This is a genomic window from Ensifer sp. CCNWLY38 (assembly GCF_037120565.1).
In the GTDB taxonomy this organism is placed as follows: Bacteria; Pseudomonadota; Alphaproteobacteria; order Rhizobiales; family Rhizobiaceae; genus Ensifer; species Ensifer adhaerens_H.
The window spans coordinates 38,980-55,448 of record NZ_JBBBBO010000006.1 but is presented as its reverse complement, the minus strand read 5'-3'; the positions used below and the strand labels follow the sequence as shown (position 1 = coordinate 55,448).

The following is a 16,469-nucleotide window of genomic DNA, read 5'->3' as shown; positions in this document are numbered from 1 at the left end:
AGATGAGCCGCGAAACCACCGTCAACCTGCTGCTTGCCCTTCTGCTTCTCGGCGCACCGCTTCTGGCCGCCGGCATGGGCGAACCCTTCTATGTGACGCTCGCGACCCGCGTCGTCGTCCTGGCGCTTGCCGCCGTCGGCCTCAACCTGGCGCTCGGGCTCGGCGGGCTGCTGTCCTTCGGCCACGCAGCCTTCTTCGGCCTTGGCGGCTATGTCGCCGGCATCCTCGCCACCCACGCCTTCAATGGCGAGCCGCTGTTTGCCGGCATTCCGGCGACAACGTCGATGCCGCTCATCTGGATAGCGGCCGTGGCGGTCGCCGGCCTCATCGCGCTACCGATCGGCGCGATCAGCCTGCGCACATCAGGCGTCTATTTCATCATGATCACGCTCGCCTTCGCGCAGATGATCTACTATTTCGCGATCTCCTGGCCGGCCTATGGCGGCGAAGATGGCCTGTCGATGTCGATGCGCAACGCCTTTCCCGGCGTCAACACCGCCAAGCCCCTGCCCTATTTCCTCATTTGCTACGCTGCACTCATGGCCGCACTTCTCCTGTTCCGCGTGGTCGAGGGTTCGCGCTTCGGCAGCGCGCTGCAGGCAGCCAGGCAAAACGGAACGCGCCTTGCCGCAGTCGGCATCGCACCCTTCAATATCAGGCTCGTCGCCTTTGCCGCCTCGGCCATGATCACCGGATTTGCCGGCGCGCTCTATGCCGACCTCAACCGCTTCGTTGGCCCCTCGATGCTCTCCTGGCACATGTCGGGCGAACTGATCGTGCTGATCATCCTCGGCGGCAAGGGGCGGCTGTTCGGGCCCGTTGCCGGCGCGATGATCTTCGTCTTCTTCGAATATGTGCTCGGCGGCATCACCGAGCGCTGGCAGTTCTTCCTCGGCCTCATCCTGCTCGGTATCGTGCTTTTTGCCCGCGGCGGATTGCTGGGGCTCCTCTCCGGAAAGCCGCGCCATGTCTGAGCCTGTTCTCGAAATCCGCGATCTCCGCAAATCCTTCGGCGCGCTCAAGGCGACCGACGGGGTCAGCCTCGAGCTTCAACCGGGACAGATCCATGCGCTGATCGGTCCGAACGGTGCGGGAAAAAGCACGCTGATCCACCAGATCGCCGGTTCGCTCAAGGCCGACAGCGGCAGCATCCGCTTTCTCGGCGAGGATATCGGCGGGCTCGACATGGCCGCCCGCGCCAGGCTCGGTCTGGCACGCAGCTTCCAGATTTCCTCGCTGGCGCAGGAGTTCTCAGCGCTTCGCAACGTCATGCTGGCGGTGCAGGCGCGGCAAGGCAGCAGCTTCCGTTTCTTCCGCCAGGTCACCAGCGATAGGGACCTGACCGAGCCGGCAATGGCAATGCTCGAGCGTGTGGACCTCGCCGCCCGCGCCCATGTGCCGGCGGCGGAACTCTCGCATGGCGAACGCCGGCAACTCGAAATCGCCATCGCGCTGGCGCTTTCGCCGAAGGCGTTTCTCTTCGATGAACCGATGGCCGGCATGGGGCCGGAAGGCTCGAAGCGGCTGACGACGTTCCTCGACGGCTTGCGCTACGAAGCGCCGATGCTCTTGGTGGAACACGACATGGACGCGGTCTTTGCGCTTGCGGATCGTATATCTGTGCTCGTTTATGGTCGCATCATCGCAACCGGCACTGTCGATGAAATCCGCAGCGATCCGGACGTTCGCCGCGCCTATCTGGGAGAAGCCGCGTGAGCCTGCTCGAACTGAAAGGTCTCGAAACCTTCTACGGCGCATCGCAGGCGCTCTTCGGCGTCAATCTCGATGTGCGGGAGGGCGAAGTGGTCGCGCTCATGGGCCGCAACGGCATGGGCAAGACGACGACGATCAACTCGATCCTCGGCCTCGTGCGCCCGCGCTCAGGCGCGATCAGCTTCGCCGGCAAGGCGATCTCGGGCATGCGACCGCACCGGATAGCGAAACTCGGCCTCGGCCTCGTGCCCGAAGGGCGGCGCTGCTTCCCCAATCTCACCGTCATGGAGAACCTGGTTGCCACGGCCCGCGGCAGCGAGTGGACATTCGAGAAGGTTGTCTCCCTCTTTCCCCGCCTCGGCGAACGACGCGACCAATATGCCAACACGCTTTCGGGCGGTGAGCAGCAGATGCTTGCCATCGGCCGGGCGCTGATGACCAATCCCAGCCTGCTCATTCTCGACGAAGCAACCGAGGGGCTGGCACCGGTGATCCGGCAGGACATCTGGTCGGCGATCCGCACACTGAAGGCGGCCGGCCAATCGATCCTCGTTGTCGACAAGACGCTTTCGGAATTGCTGCCCGTCGCCGACCGCTGCTTCGTCCTGGAAAAGGGTGCGACGGTGTTCGAAGGATCGCCGGCAGCGCTGACACCGGCGCTTCAGGACCGTTATCTCGGCGTCTGAGATTGCCGTTCAGGCCGAGGGAATGCCGCCGCCCAGTACCGTCGAATAGGCAGCCGCGTCGATGTTGCCGCCCGAAATGACGCAGACAATGTTTCCTTTGAGATCCGGCCGCGCGATCGCGGCGGCGAGCGAGGCAGCCCCTGCGCCCTCCGCAACGATCTTGGCCTTCCTGAACAGGAGCCGCATCGCATCGGTCACATCTGCGGGGCTGACGGCGATCGCCCCATCGATCAGGTCCCGTGCGACCGGCCAAAGCTGCGGCACCAGCGATGGCGCTCCGATGCTCTTGATGAACGACGGGCGGGTCTCGATCGTCACGATCCGTCCGGCCGCAAGTGCGGCCGAAACCGGAGCGGCGCTGTCATCCTCGACCGCGAAGACACGGCAACGGTCGGAAATGGCCTTGACGGCGCTTGCGACCCCAGTCGTCATGCTGCCGCCGCCATAGGAGGTGAGCACCACGTCGACATCGGGCAGGTCCTCGATGATTTCCATGCCGATGGAGCCGTTGCCGGCGAGCACCGCTTGGTCGGTCACCGGATTGATCAGCAGTTCCGGCGCATCCGGACGGGCCGCATCGGTAATGTAGTCCCACCAAGTCTCCTGGGTGACGAAGCGCACCTCGCCGCCAAGCTCGCGCACGCCGTCGATCTTGGTCTGCGGCGCGCCGTGGTACATGTAGGCAACCATCGGCACGCCGATGAGACGCGCGGCCCAGGCCATGCCGTAAGCCATGTTGCCGGAACTGGTGACCGCCACGCCGTTTTGCAGATCGGCCGGATCGCGTGACAATACGGCGTTCAAGGCGGGACGGAGCTTGAAGGCGCCGATCGGTGAAAGGGTCTCGAGTTTCAGGAAGATCTGCCGGTCGGGAACGCCGAGGTCGAGCCGCACCAGCGGGGTTCGCGCGAAGTGGGGCGCGATGCGGCCGCGAGCCTCGGCAATTTCATCCAGTGTCGGGCGCCGTGCTGCAGTCGTCATTGCGAAAGTCCCCCGTTAGCCGTCCTCTCACCTTCGGGCACAGCGGCTCTGAACGAATCCGCTGCGGGCGGCGACTTCAGTCAGCGTCTGAACAAGACGCTGCGGGCGAAATGCCGCCCGCAGTTCTTAGGTGCCATCAATCAGGTCACGGCGGCCCGGACAGCAAAGCGCGCGTCCTGCCAGGCGCCGGTGCTGAGGATCTCTTCCAGAATCTCGACCGCCCTCCAAACGTCGGCATAACTCACATAGAGCGGCGTGAAGCCGAAACGCATCGTCGTCGGCGCACGGAAATCGCCGATGACGCCGCGGGCAATGAGCGCCTGCATGATCTCGTAGCTGTTCGGATGGCTGAACGACACCTGGCTGCCGCGTTTTGTCCCGTCGCGCGGGCTCTCGAGCTCCAACCCGTAAGCGCCGCACTTCGCCTCGACGAGCGTGATGAAGAGATCGGTGAGCCGGATGCTCTTTTCGCGCAGGTGCGCCATGTCGACCTCGTCCCAGACATCGAGCGCGCCCTTCAGCGCCCGCAGCGACAGGATCGGCTGCGTGCCGCAGAGGAAACGACGGATGCCCTCGCCGGCCGCATAGCGCTTTTCGAAGGCGAAGGGGCGGGCATGACCCCACCAGCCGGTGAGCGGTTGGCGGATATCGCCGTGGTGACGGGTCGCGGCATAGATGAAGGCGGGCGCGCCGGGGCCGCCGTTCAGGTACTTGTAGGTGCAGCCGACGGCGAAATCGACGTTGGCGCCGTCGAGATCAACAGGCAGGGCGCCGGCCGTATGGCAGAGGTCCCAGATGACCAGCGCGCCATGCTCGTGCGCCTTGCGCGTCAGCGCCGCCATGTCGCGCAACTCGCCGGACTTGTAGTTCACGTGATTGACGAGAACCACGGCAACGCTGCCGTCGATCAGGTCCTCGATGTCGGGCGCATCGACACCTTCGAGGCGCAGCGAGGCGCCGGGACGCGTCGAAACCACGCCTTCGGCCATGTAGAGATCCGTCGGGAAGCTGCCGCCTTCGCTGACGATGACAGAACGATCAGGGCGGAGCGCCATGGCCGCATGCAGGGCCTTGTAGATGTTGATCGACGTCGTATCGCAAACGACAGTCTGGCCGGCGGCCGCCCCGATCAAGCGCCCGACCCGGTCGCCGAGCGCCAGCGGCATCTCGAACCACCCGGCCGTGTTCCAGCTGCGGATGAGATCCTGGCCCCATTCCTCGGTCGCGGCCTTTCGAAGTTCGTCGAAAGCGGCGGTCGAGGCGACGCCAAGCGAGTTGCCGTCGAGATAGATGAGGTTCGGCGGCAGGATGAACCGCTCGCGCATCGGACGCAGCACATCGGCGGCATCCATCGCCTCGATCGCAGCAAAATCAGGAACTGCATTCATGAAGGTGGTCCTCATCTATTCGCGAACGGTTTCGCGGGCGGGTGCCGGTCCGCGGCTTCGCTTGAGGCTCGGAAGAGCCAGCATGGCGAGAACGAACAGGCCGGTCGCAAGTTTCAGGTCCGGCGGGGGCATACCGGCTGCCAGGCAGAAGGAGACGAGCTGATAGTAGACGATCGCACCGACAAAGGGGGCCGCGAGCTGGCGCAGCACGCTTTGCTTGCCGACGATCGCCTCGCCGATCATCAGCGCCGCAAGGCCGTTGATCAGGATGCCGAGGCCCATGTTGACGTCGGCAAAGCCCTGCGACTGCACCATCAGCGCGCCGCTGCCTGCGGAAAACGCGCCTGCAAGACCGACGCCGCCGATCGTCGCCAGCCAGACGTTGATGCCTTGCGCTTCCGCCATATCAGGGTTGGCGCCGACGGCGCGGACCGCGGTGCCCTTCTCAGTGCGGAAGAAATGGTAGAGCAGGATGAAGACGACGAGCGCGATCAAACCGGCAACGACGATCTTGCTGGCCGGGAATCCCGGCTGCAGTCCCGGCGCCCAGTCAAAAACCGTCGTTGCGCCGAAGACCGAGAGGTTCGACCGGCCCATGATCCTGAGATTGATCGAATAAAGCATCGTCATCATCAGGATGCCGGCAAGCAGGGTGTGGATCCGGAACCTGAGATGGATGAAAGCCGTGCAGCAGCCGGCGACGAAGCCGGCGACGAGCGCGATGGCGATCGCGGCGAGCGGCGACATGCCCGCCGCCATCAACACGCCGCAGACGCAGCCGCCGAGCGGAAACGCGCCTTCGCTGGTCAGATCCGGGAAGCTCAGCATGCGGAACGGGATCATGATCCCGAGCACGACGAAAGCGAGGATCAGGCTCTGCGCCAGGGTGACGGGAACGAGCGAGACGAAGCTCGCGATGGTGTTTTGAAGAATATCCATGATCGTCAGCTCGCCAGGAACATGCGGTCGGTTTTGACGGAGAAATGGCCGATCAGATCCGGCACGGTCGTCTGCGCCTTTTCCTTGCCATCGATTTCGAGACGCACCCGCCCGGCATCGAGCATGATCACCTTGTGGCCGAAATCCACCGCATGCTGCATGTTGTGTGTCACCATCAGCGTCGTCAGCTTCAGGGCCTCGACCGCGCGGATCGTCGCCTGCATGACGATATCGGCGGTGCGCGGATCAAGTGCTGCGGTATGCTCGTCGAGCAGCAGCAGCTCCGGCTCACCGCCGACCGCCATGATCAGCGACAGCGACTGCCGCTGTCCGCCGGACAGAAGCTCCACCCGTGTGTCGAGACGGTTTTCGAGACCAAGGCCCAGCAGCGACAGCCGTTCCTTGTAGGTGGCAAGCCGCGTCGCATTGAGCCCGCGGCGCAGGGTGCGCTTGTTGCTGCGCAGTTCGGCGAGCAGCATGTTTTCCGCCACCGTCATGCTGGCGGCGGTGCCGCGCATCGGGTCCTGAAATACGCGGGCAAGCCGCATGGCACGCTTGTGGACGGGCATGGCCGTCACGTCGTCGCCATTGATGACGACCTGGCCGCTATCGAGCACGAGCGCGCCAGAGATGGCGTTGAGCATGCTGCTCTTGCCGGCGCCGTTCGAGCCGATGACGACACCGAATTCGCCTGTGGCGAGGCTGAGTTTGAGGCCGTCGAGCGCGACCTTCTCGTCTGCCTGCCCCTTGTAGAAAACCTTGCGGGCCGATCTGATTTCCAGCATTGGCTCCCCCTATCCGTGGAGTGACGGCACTCCTGGCGCCGTCACTGTTGAGACCAATTGGAGATCAGTCGACGACGCAGCTGCAGTCGGTGGCGAGCGATGCCGGCACTTCGATGCCGAAGGCGGCCGTTGCCTTTTTCGAGATCAGCGGCGCGTGGTCTTCATAGCTCGGGCGCGACGGTGCGATCGTCTTCGGGTCCTTGCCCTTGAGGATCTCCGCAGCGATCTTGCCGGCATTGACACCGACCTGCTCGTAGTTGACGGCAAAGCTTGCCGGCACGACACCATCGCGGACGGCGCCGTCGTCGGAGTTGACGATCGGGATCTCTGCCTGGCGTGCCGCCGCAGAAACGGCGCCGATGGCCGGCTGCAGCAGATTGGATGCAGGCGTGTAGATCACGTCGGCCTTGCCGGCGAAGGAAGCGATGCGCTGCTGGATGTCGTTGACGTTGTCGACGCCGACGGCGACGACCTCGAAGCCGGCGGCGGGTGCGGCTTCCTTGATCTTGTCGAGCAGCGCCGTGTCGTTCGCCTCGCCCGGATTGTAGGGCACGCCGAAGCGCTTGGCATCCGGCAGCAGCTTGCGGGTAAAGGCCATCACGGCGGCCACATCCTGAAGGTCCGTCGCACCGGTCATGCCCTCGTCACCGGCCTCCCAGGACGGAACCAGCTTTGCGGCCACCGGATCGGTGACGGCGGAGAAGACGACCGGAATGCCGGAGCCGGCGAGCGCCTTCTTGGCGATCTGCGAGACCGGCGTGGTGATCGTATAGATCAGTTTCGGCTGTTCGGCCTGCAGCTTGGCAATCATCTGCGGAACGAGCGAGGCGTCGAAATTGGTGTGGCTCTCGGTGTAGACGACGTCGGTGCCTTCGACGAAGCCGTTTTCGGCCAGCGCCTTCTTGAAGCCGGCGATCGACGCGCTCAATTGCGGATGTTCGCCGAAATTGGCGATGCCGATGCGGATCGGATCAGCGGCAGCCGTTCCCAGTCCCCACGCCATTGCGCCGGCGACGACCAACCCCGAAAGCCAAGTGCTCTTAAGCCTGCTCATAATCCCTCCCAGAATTTGACGAGCGTTACCGCCCTCCTCGGCGGCGTGCGTGGATGATGGCGACGGTCGGAGGTCTTGTCAAACAAATATATATATTTTCAACTGAGCCGCAGAACTATATATATTTGTGTCGATCCGATGCGGGCGTTAAGGGAACTTGATGCAAGACCACGAACAGTCGACCAAAACCGAATCGGCCTACCGGTTGCTTCGCCGCGACATTCTGGCGACGCGGCTGCAGCCCGGCGCGCCGATGAAGCTGAGCGCGCTGCGCGAAAGCTACGGGATCGGCTGGACGCCTCTGCGCGAAGCGCTGTCGCGGCTGGAAGCGGAGGGTCTTGTCACCGCGATCAGCAATCGCGGCTTTGCCGTCGCGCCGGTCTCGCGAGAGGCGCTCGACGACCTCACCCGGGCGCGACTGGTCGTCGAACTTCCGCTGCTCGTCGAGTCGATCGAAAATGGCGACAGCGCATGGGAGTCCGCCGTCGTCACCGCCCACTATCGCTTGTCGCGCTGCAAGATTGCCGTCGAAAACGTCTCCGAAAGCGAGATCGACGAGTGGGACGAGAAGCATGCCGCCTTCCACACCGCCCTGATCGGTGCGGCGAGATCGAGCTGGCTTTCTCGCTTCCAGGCGACGATCTCCGACCAGCTCCGCCGCCACCACCGTTTCCTGAGCCTTGCCCCCACACTGCGCGCTGCCGCGGGGATGAGCGAGGGCTACGAGGAAGCAGTCGCCGCCTTGCAAGACGCGATGGCGATAGAGCATCATACGGAATTGATGGAGGCCGCATTCGACCGCGACGTCGACCGCGCCCGAAAGCTGATGACCGACCACATCGGCTTTACGGTCAATGTCTACGACCAGTCCGAAGATAGCGGCCGTTCACCGCCGTTGCCGCGGCATGCGTCCAAATGACGGCGCGTGACAGCCTGTCCAAGAGCCGGAAACGTCTCTAAAAGCAAAGAGACAGGGAAGTGCCTGCCAAGGCGCAGGAAAAGAAGCGGGCGTTTGCAATGATGGGTGAAGACAAGTTCGATACTTCGCCGGAATGGGTGGATGGCGAGACCAAGGCGCTCGAAGCTCCAGGCGATCACCGCGCCGAGCTCAGGCTCTGGCTGCGCCTGCTGACCTGTTCGACGCTGGTCGAGAGCGAGATCCGTCGCCGGCTCCGGGAAGAATTCGATTCGACCTTGCCGCGCTTCGACCTGATGGCCCAGCTCGAACGCGCCCCCGATGGCATGGTGCTGGGTGAAGTTTCGAAGCGCATGATGGTTTCGCCCGGCAACATTACGGTGCTGGTGGAGCGCTTGACCGAGAGCGGCCACATCAGCCGCACGACGCTCCCGACGGATCGCCGCGTGCAGGTCATCGCGTTGACCCCCTTCGGCCGCGCCGAATTCGAGAAGATGGCAGCAACCCATGCCGATTGGATCTCCGACTTGTTCGCGGGTGTTTCACCGCAGGACGGTGGCGTACTGATGGACGAGCTTGCCAAGCTCAAGCGGTCCGTTATCGCTTCCCTGGCCCGCAACTCCTGAGGCGCAAGACCTCTTCCCTTTTCGCAAGAGCATAGAGCGGCGTGATGACCACGCGCCGTCGTCTGAACGCGCGTATAGGCATCACGTCCACCCAAAACAATTTTAAGCTTGAAATTTCTCCCGAACGAGTCCACCTTGTTCCCAGCAGTCCGGGATGACGGCCAACGGCATCTCGACAGCGACACACGCAGCCGGAACTCGGGAGGAGAACGACATGCGGATCGTCTGTATCGGTGGCGGGCCAGCCGGGCTCTATTTCGCGCTGCTGATGAAGCGCCAGCACCCGCAACACCACGTAACCGTGGTCGAGCGGAACCGCGCCTTCGACACCTTCGGCTGGGGCGTCGTCTTCTCGGACGCAACCATGCAATCGATGCGCCAATGGGATCCGGAGACGGCCGAGGCGATCGAGATCTCCTTCAACCATTGGGACGATATCGAACTGGTCTTCAAGGGTCGCAAGATCAGGACGACCGGCCACGGCTTCGTCGGCATCGGCCGCAAGAAGATGCTCAACATCCTTCAGGAGCGCTGCCTCGAACTCGGCGTCGAACTGGTGTTCGAGCAGGATGTCGAGAGCGACGAGCAGTTCGCCGACGCGGATCTGATCATCGCCTCCGATGGCGTCAATTCCAAGATCCGCAACAGATACGCCGACGTCTTCCAGCCCGATATGGTCGTTCGGCCGAACCGCTATGTCTGGCTCGGCACGAACAAGCAGTTCGACGCCTTCACCTTCGATTTCCAGCGCACCGAACATGGCTGGTTCCAGGCGCACATCTACCGTTTCGACGAAAACACCTCGACCTTCATTGTCGAGACCACCGATGACGTCTTTAGGGCCCATGGCCTCGACCAGATGGACCAGGATCAGTCGATCGCGTTCTGCGAGAAGCTCTTTGCCGGGACCCTCGACGGCCACAAGCTGATGACCAATGCGCGCCATTTGCGTGGCTCGGCCTGGCTGAATTTCGGTCGGCTGATCTGCGAGAAGTGGAGCCACTTCAACGGCCGCAGCCACGTCGTTCTGATGGGCGACAGCGCCCATACGGCCCATTTCGCCATCGGCTCAGGCACCAAGCTTGCGATCGACGACGCCATCGAGCTCACCCGCCAATTCGACATTCTCGGCCACGACAAGGCCAATATTCCCGCGGTGCTTAGCGCTTACGAGGAAGTGCGCCGGGTCGATGTCGCCCGCATCCAGAACGCGGCCCGCAATGCCATGGAGTGGTTCGAAGTCGTCGGCACGCGTTATGCCGACACGCTGGAGCCCGAGCAGTTCATGTATTCGATGCTGACCCGCTCGCAGCGCATCAGCCATGAGAACCTCCGCCTGCGCGACAAGGACTGGCTCGAAGGCTTCGAGCGCTGGTTCGCCGAACGCGCCGGCGTCGAGCCGGCCGCAAACGGCACGGTCCCGCCTCCGATGTTCACGCCGTTCAAGCTCCGCGGCCTGACGCTGAAGAACCGCATCGTCGTTTCGCCGATGGCGATGTATTCGGCGACCGATGGCGTGCCGAACGATTTTCACCTGGTGCATCTGGGCGCGCGCGCCATGGGGGGCGCCGCTCTCGTTTTTCCGGAAATGACCTGCGTATCGGCCGATGCCCGCATCACGCCCGGGTGCCTTGGCCTCTGGAACGACGAGCAGGCGTTGGCCTTCAAGCGCATTGTCGACTTCGTACACCACCAGACGCCGGCGAAAATCGGCATCCAGCTCGGCCACGCGGGGCGCAAGGGTGCGACCAGGGTGCCCTGGGAAGGCATCGACCAGCCCCTGAGCGAAGGCGCCTGGCCGCTGATTTCGGCCTCAGCCCTGCCCTACCTCAAGCATTCGGACACGCCGCGCGAAATGACGCGGGCGGATATGGGCCGCGTCGTCGCCGACTTCGTGCAGGCCACAGAGCGCGCCCGCGATCTTGGCTTCGACATCCTCGAACTGCACGTGGCGCACGGCTACCTGCTGTCGAGTTTCCTGTCGCCGCTCACCAATCGTCGCACGGACGAGTATGGCGGCGACCATGCGGCCCGCGCCCGTTTCCCCCTCGAAGTGTTCCATGCGGTTCGCAATGCGTGGCCCGAGGACAGGCCGATGTCGGTGCGCCTGTCGACGCATGACTGGCACGAGGGCGGCAACACGCCCGAGGACGCGGCAATCTTTGCCCGCCTGTTCAAGGAGGCCGGCGCCGACATGATCGACTGCTCCTCCGGTCAGGTGGTGAAGGAAGAAAAGCCGGTCTACGGCCGCCTGTTCCAGACACCGTTTTCCGACAAGATCCGCAACGAGATCCAGGTTGCGACCATCGCCGTCGGGGCCATATCCGAGGCCGACCACGCCAACTCCATCATCGCTGCCGGTCGCGCCGACCTCTGCGCGATTGCCCGCCCGCATCTGGCCGACCCATCCTTCGTCATGCATGAAGCGGCAAAGATCGGCTATGACGATCAGCCCTGGCCGAAGCAGTACCACTCCGCCCGCGCGCAATATGTGAACAATCTGGCGCGTGCGGCAACGACGGCGGGCAAGCCATGAGCAAGAGGCACGCCCTTGTCACAGGCGCGGGAAGCGGAATCGGCAAGGCGATCGCGCTGGCGCTTGCCGCCGACGGCCATGTCGTCAGCCTGGCCGGGCGACGCGCCGGTCCGCTTGAAACCGTGCGAACGGAAATCGTCTCATCAGGCGGCGAAGCACACGTGTGCGCCGGGTTCGACGTGACCGATCCGGAGGCCGTCGAACGCGGTATCGTAGCCGCGATTGCGGAGGCCGGAGACATCGCCGTTCTCGTCAATTGCGCCGGCGAAGCGCCCTCGGCGCCATTCGAGAAAACCGACTTCGCGCTGTGGCAGCGGGTCTTGACCATCAATCTGACGGGCGTCTTTCTGGTGACGCAGGCGGCCCTTGCCTCCGTGCGCCGCGCCGGCAACGGCCGCATCGTCAACGTTGCGAGCACAGCGGGCCTCACCGGCTATGCCTATGTTTCCGCCTATTGCGCCTCGAAGCACGGCGTCATCGGCCTGACGCGTGCGCTGGCGCTCGAGCTTGCCCGCACCGACGTGACCGTCAATGCCGTCTGCCCGGGCTTCACCGACACGCCGCTGATCGACGGCGCCGTCAATACCATCAGCGAAAAGACCGGCCGCTCGCGTGACGAAGCGCGCGCCAGCCTTGCCCGTTCCAATCCGCAAGGGCGCCTGGTGACCCCGGATGAGGTGGCAGACACCGTCTCCTGGCTGGTGTCGGAGAAGTCGACCGCAATCACCGGCCAGGCGATCGCTGTTGCCGGCGGCGAAGTTCTCGGAGGATAGAGATGACAAACCCGATGCAGACCAAGAAGCGCGCCTTTGAGGGCCACAAGGCCAAGCACTTCCTGTTCGAAACGGACGCGGACGGCCGGGTCGCAACAATCACGCTCAACCGTCCGGAAAAGAAGAACCCGCTGACCTTCGAGAGCTACGAGGAGCTTTGCGATCTCTTCCGGTCGCTTGCCCGCGCCAGCGACGTGCGCGCCGTGGTGCTGACCGGCGCCGGCGACAACTTCTCCTCCGGCGGCGACGTCTTCGAGATCATCGAGCCGCTGACGCGCATGTCGATGCCGGATCTCTTGGATTTCACCCGCATGACCGGCGAACTGGTGCGCCAGATCCGTGCCTGCCCCCAGCCCGTGATCGCGGCCGTCGACGGCATCTGCGCCGGCGCCGGGGCTATCTTGGCGATGGCTTCAGATTTCCGCGTCGCGACGCCCGAAGCGAAGACGGCCTTTCTCTTCACGCGCGTTGGGCTCGCGGGTGCTGACATGGGCGCCTGCGGCATTCTTCCCCGCATCATCGGCCAGGGCCGCGCCGCCGAACTGCTCTTCACCGGCCGGGTCATGACCGCGACCGAGGGCCACGCCTGGGGCTTCTACAACGCCCTGCACGAGCGTCCGTCCCTGCTTGCAGAAGCGCAGAAGTTCGCACGAACCATCGCTGATGGCCCCTGGTTCGCCCATGCGATGACCAAGAAGATGCTCGACCAGGAATGGGCGATGGGCATCGACCAGCTGATCGAATCGGAAGCCCAGGCCCAGGCGATCTGCATGGCGACCGGCGATTTCCGCCGCGCCTTCGAGGCCTTTGCCGCCAAGGCGAAGCCGGAATTCAAAGGGAATTGAGCATGAGTTCCCATGACACGGCTTTGCGCCCACCAACCCGCGACCATCTCGACTGGCCGTTCTTCGACGATGGCCATCGTGCGCTTGCCGCGGAGCTGGATGACTTCGTATCCCGTGGCGGCCTCGGCGAAATCGATCATGCAAATGTCGATGCTGCCTGCAAACACCTCGTCAGCGTCCTTGGCGCCGCAGGCGTGCTTCGCCATTGCGTGCCGAAGGCATTTGGCGGTGCCAGCGAGGAGATCGATAGCCGGTCGCTCTGCCTCATCCGCGAGACGCTTGCCTATACCGACGGCCTTGCCGACTTCGCCTTCGCCATGCAGGGACTTGGCACCGGCGCGATCAGCCTTTCTGGCTCCGAGGCGCTAAAGCAGGCCGTTCTGCCCAAGGTCGCCCGCGGCGAGTGGATCTCCGCCTTTGCGCTGTCCGAACCCGACGCGGGCTCGGACGTCGCGGCGATGGCCTGTTCCGCGCGGCGGGACGGCGATCACTTCGTCCTCGATGGCGAAAAGACCTGGATTTCGAACGGCGGCATCGCCGACGTCTACACCGTCTTTGCCCGCACCGGCGAGGCGCCCGGCACACGCGGCATTTCCGCCTTCGTGGTCTTTGCCGATACGCCGGGTTTCACGATCGCCGAGCGCATCGAGACCATTGCGCCGCATCCGCTTGCTCGGCTTCGCTTCGACAATTGCCGCATCCCGGCCGCACAGCTTCTCGGCAGTCCGGGCGAAGGCTTCAAGATCGCCATGCGCACGCTCGACATCTTCCGCCCGTCCGTCGCTGCCGCCGCGATCGGCTTTGCCCGCCGGGCGCTCGACGAGGCCTTGGCGCATGCAAAGAACCGCAAGATGTTCGGCGCGACCCTTGCCGATCTGCCAACGGCACAAAGCACGCTCGGCGAGATGGCGACTGCGATCGACGCAGCCGCCCTTCTGACCTGCCGCACGGCATGGCAGCGCGACGTGCAGAAGCGGCCGACCACGCGGGAAGCGGCCATGGCCAAGATGACGGCGACCGAGAATGCACAATGGGTCATCGACCAGGCGCTGCAGCTCTTCGGCGGCCGCGGCGTGCGCGTCGGCGAAATCACCGAGCGGCTCTATCGCGAGATCCGGGCATTGCGGATCTACGAGGGCGCGACCGAGGTTCAAAAGCTCATCATCGGCCGCGAGCTGATGAAAGGCACGGGACGATAACGAGGGGGATGTCGAACATGCATGGTTCGAAGGCGTCATTCGACTGGCAGGATCCATTCAACCTGGATGCGCAGTTGACCGAAGAAGAACGCATGGTGCGGCACACCGCCGAGGGCTATGCCGAAGACCGGCTTGCGCCCCGTGTGCAGGAGGCCTTCCGCCATGAAAAGACCGACCCGTCGATCTTTGCCGAGATGGGCGAGCTCGGTCTGCTTGGCCCGATGGTCTCCGAGGAATATGGCGGGGCCGGACTGAATTACGTCTCCTACGGCCTGATCGCCCGCGAGATCGAGCGGGTCGACAGCGGCTACCGTTCGATGATGAGCGTCCAGTCGTCGCTGGTGATCGTGCCGATCTATACCTTCGGCAGCGAGGACCAGAAACGCAAATACCTGCCGGGACTGATTGCCGGCACGAAAATCGGCTGCTTCGGCCTCACCGAGCCCGATCATGGTTCCGATCCCGGCTCGATGATCACCAAGGCCACCAAGGTCGATGGCGGCTATCTGCTTTCCGGCTCCAAGACCTGGATCTCGAATGCGCCGATCGCAGATGTCTTCGTCGTCTGGGCGAAGACATCAGATGGTCTGATCCGCGGCTTCATTCTCGAAAAGGGATGGAAGGGGCTCAGCGCACCGGCGATCCACGGCAAGGTGGGCTTGAGGGCATCGATTACCGGCCAGATCGTCATGGACGAGGTCTTCGTGCCGGAAGAAAACATGCTGCCCGATGTGACCGGGCTGAAAGGTCCCTTCACCTGCCTCAACTCCGCGCGCTTCGGCATCGCCTGGGGCGCCCTTGGTGCGGCTGAGTCCTGCTACGCGACGGCGCGGCAATACGTGATCGACCGCAAGCAGTTCGGCCGACCGCTTGCCGCCAACCAGTTGATCCAGAAGAAGCTCGCGGACATGGCGACGGAAATTGCCCTTGGCCTGCAGGGCTGCCTGCGCCTCGGCCGCATGAAGGACGAAGGCAACCCGCCGGTCGAGCTGACCTCGATCCTCAAGCGCAATTCCTGCGGCAAGGCGCTGGAAATCGCCAGAACCGCCCGCGACATGCTCGGCGGCAACGGCATTTCGGACGAATTTCCGGTGGCTCGTCACCTCGTCAACCTCGAAGTGGTCAACACCTATGAGGGCACGCATGACATCCACGCGCTGATCCTTGGCCGTGCCATCACCGGCATCGCCGCCTTCGCCAACTGAGGTCCGGCGTCGATGTTCACGACCAAGAGACCGCTGCGCTTCGGAGACTGCGACCCCTCAGGGATCGCCTACTTCCCGTCCTACCTCAACATCCTTGTCGGGGTGACGGAGGACTTCTTCGCGTCGCTCGGCTTTCCCTGGAAGACGATGAACGACGAGCGGCGGATCGGCGTGCCGACAGTGCGCCTCGATCTCACCTTCATTCGCCCGGGCTTTCAGGGCGACGAACTTGATTTCACCCTCGTGGTCAGAGGTATCGGCCGCTCGTCGCTCGACATGGAGCATACGGTCTCGGCAAGAGATGCCTTGCTCTGGACGGCGAACCAGCGGGTCGTTGCCACCTCGCTCGACAATCACGCTTCTCACGCGTGGCCGGATGATATCCGTGCTGCGCTGACACAACATCTGGAGACGACCCATGCACACCATCCTGCAACCTGAAGGTTGGGCAAAACCCATCGGCTATGCCAACGGCGTGGCTGCAACGGGCCGCACTGTTTTTGTCGGCGGCCAGATCGGCTGGAACGCGCAATCCGAGTTCGAGACCGACGATTTCGTCGAGCAAGTGCGCCAGACGCTGAAGAACGTCGTCGCTGTGCTCGCCGCCGGCGGCGCGGAGCCGCAACACATCACCACGATGACCTGGTACTTCACCGACAAGCAGGAATATATCGGCAATCTGCGCGGCATCGGCCAGGCCTATCGCGACATCATCGGCCGGCATTTCCCGGCCATGGCGGCGATGCAGGTCGTGGCGCTCGTCGAGGACCGCGCCAAGATCGAGATCCAGGCCACGGCCGTCATCCCCGACTGAGGCTGCCAC

17 protein-coding genes are annotated in these 16,469 nt (G+C 64.0%); 12 read left to right on the top strand and 5 right to left on the bottom strand.

Annotated features, from left to right (window positions below; genetic code table 11):
- Window positions 1-2 precede the first annotated feature (2 nt).
- From V7S54_RS14405 to V7S54_RS14395, 3 genes are read left to right on the top strand one after another with little or no spacing between them, the layout of a single operon-like run.
- On the top strand, window positions 3-974 hold the full coding sequence (locus V7S54_RS14405; protein ID WP_336408595.1) for a branched-chain amino acid ABC transporter permease: 972 nt from the start codon (window positions 3-5) through the stop codon (window positions 972-974).
- Window positions 967-1,716, top strand: coding sequence for an ABC transporter ATP-binding protein (locus V7S54_RS14400; RefSeq protein ID WP_065373955.1), 750 nt, complete (start codon window positions 967-969; stop codon window positions 1,714-1,716). The genes V7S54_RS14405 and V7S54_RS14400 overlap by 8 nt, the downstream gene beginning before the upstream one ends.
- Complete coding sequence (locus tag V7S54_RS14395; RefSeq protein ID WP_065373956.1) at window positions 1,713-2,399, top strand: ABC transporter ATP-binding protein; 687 nt, start codon at window positions 1,713-1,715, stop codon at window positions 2,397-2,399. Before V7S54_RS14400 ends, V7S54_RS14395 begins: the two co-directional genes overlap by 4 nt.
- A gap of 9 nt (window positions 2,400-2,408) precedes the next feature.
- Here V7S54_RS14395 and V7S54_RS14390 read toward each other — a convergent pair whose 3' ends face one another.
- The 5 genes from V7S54_RS14390 to V7S54_RS14370 all read right to left on the bottom strand — a co-directional run bounded on the left by V7S54_RS14390 (window position 2,409) and on the right by V7S54_RS14370 (window position 7,546).
- Complete coding sequence (locus V7S54_RS14390) at window positions 2,409-3,380, bottom strand: threonine ammonia-lyase (RefSeq protein WP_336408596.1); 972 nt, start codon at window positions 3,378-3,380, stop codon at window positions 2,409-2,411.
- A gap of 140 nt (window positions 3,381-3,520) precedes the next feature.
- Window positions 3,521-4,768 (bottom strand): kynureninase, encoded by a 1,248-nt coding sequence (gene kynU / locus V7S54_RS14385; RefSeq protein ID WP_065373958.1) that lies wholly within the window; start codon window positions 4,766-4,768, stop codon window positions 3,521-3,523.
- A 15-nt stretch (window positions 4,769-4,783) separates the two neighbouring features.
- Window positions 4,784-5,707, bottom strand: coding sequence for an ABC transporter permease (locus V7S54_RS14380; RefSeq protein WP_336408597.1), 924 nt, complete (start codon window positions 5,705-5,707; stop codon window positions 4,784-4,786).
- 5 nt (window positions 5,708-5,712) lie between these two features.
- Window positions 5,713-6,492, bottom strand: coding sequence for an ABC transporter ATP-binding protein (locus V7S54_RS14375; RefSeq protein ID WP_065373960.1), 780 nt, complete (start codon window positions 6,490-6,492; stop codon window positions 5,713-5,715).
- A 64-nt stretch (window positions 6,493-6,556) separates the two neighbouring features.
- Window positions 6,557-7,546 (bottom strand): ABC transporter substrate-binding protein, encoded by a 990-nt coding sequence (locus tag V7S54_RS14370; protein ID WP_065373961.1) that lies wholly within the window; start codon window positions 7,544-7,546, stop codon window positions 6,557-6,559.
- A 160-nt stretch (window positions 7,547-7,706) separates the two neighbouring features.
- Between V7S54_RS14370 and V7S54_RS14365 the strand changes: the two genes are divergently transcribed.
- From V7S54_RS14365 to V7S54_RS14325, 9 genes are all read left to right on the top strand, one after another.
- The gene (locus tag V7S54_RS14365) at window positions 7,707-8,465 is read left to right on the top strand and encodes a GntR family transcriptional regulator (RefSeq protein WP_336408598.1); all 759 of its coding nucleotides are present in this window, start codon (window positions 7,707-7,709) and stop codon (window positions 8,463-8,465) included.
- A 101-nt stretch (window positions 8,466-8,566) separates the two neighbouring features.
- Complete coding sequence (locus V7S54_RS14360; RefSeq protein WP_057255541.1) at window positions 8,567-9,088, top strand: MarR family winged helix-turn-helix transcriptional regulator; 522 nt, start codon at window positions 8,567-8,569, stop codon at window positions 9,086-9,088.
- 214 nt (window positions 9,089-9,302) lie between these two features.
- Window positions 9,303-11,624: a bifunctional salicylyl-CoA 5-hydroxylase/oxidoreductase gene (locus V7S54_RS14355; RefSeq protein WP_336408599.1), complete on the top strand. Its 2,322-nt coding sequence runs from the start codon at window positions 9,303-9,305 to the stop codon at window positions 11,622-11,624.
- Window positions 11,621-12,397 carry an SDR family NAD(P)-dependent oxidoreductase gene (locus V7S54_RS14350; protein WP_336408600.1) on the top strand — a complete coding sequence of 259 codons (777 nt, stop codon included), beginning with the start codon at window positions 11,621-11,623 and terminating at the stop codon, window positions 12,395-12,397. The genes V7S54_RS14355 and V7S54_RS14350 overlap by 4 nt, the downstream gene beginning before the upstream one ends.
- Window positions 12,398-12,399: 2 nt before the next feature.
- Window positions 12,400-13,242, top strand: a complete 843-nt coding sequence (locus tag V7S54_RS14345; protein ID WP_336408601.1) for an enoyl-CoA hydratase family protein — start codon at window positions 12,400-12,402, stop codon at window positions 13,240-13,242.
- Between the two features lie 2 nt (window positions 13,243-13,244).
- Window positions 13,245-14,441, top strand: coding sequence for an acyl-CoA dehydrogenase family protein (locus tag V7S54_RS14340; RefSeq protein ID WP_336408602.1), 1,197 nt, complete (start codon window positions 13,245-13,247; stop codon window positions 14,439-14,441).
- Window positions 14,442-14,458: 17 nt separating this feature from the next.
- Window positions 14,459-15,646, top strand: coding sequence for an acyl-CoA dehydrogenase (locus tag V7S54_RS14335; protein WP_336408603.1), 1,188 nt, complete (start codon window positions 14,459-14,461; stop codon window positions 15,644-15,646).
- Window positions 15,647-15,658: 12 nt separating this feature from the next.
- Window positions 15,659-16,087 (top strand): acyl-CoA thioesterase, encoded by a 429-nt coding sequence (locus tag V7S54_RS14330; RefSeq protein ID WP_336408604.1) that lies wholly within the window; start codon window positions 15,659-15,661, stop codon window positions 16,085-16,087.
- On the top strand, window positions 16,065-16,460 hold the full coding sequence (locus V7S54_RS14325; RefSeq protein ID WP_058322299.1) for a RidA family protein: 396 nt from the start codon (window positions 16,065-16,067) through the stop codon (window positions 16,458-16,460). Before V7S54_RS14330 ends, V7S54_RS14325 begins: the two co-directional genes overlap by 23 nt.
- The last annotated feature ends 9 nt before the right edge of the window (window positions 16,461-16,469 follow it).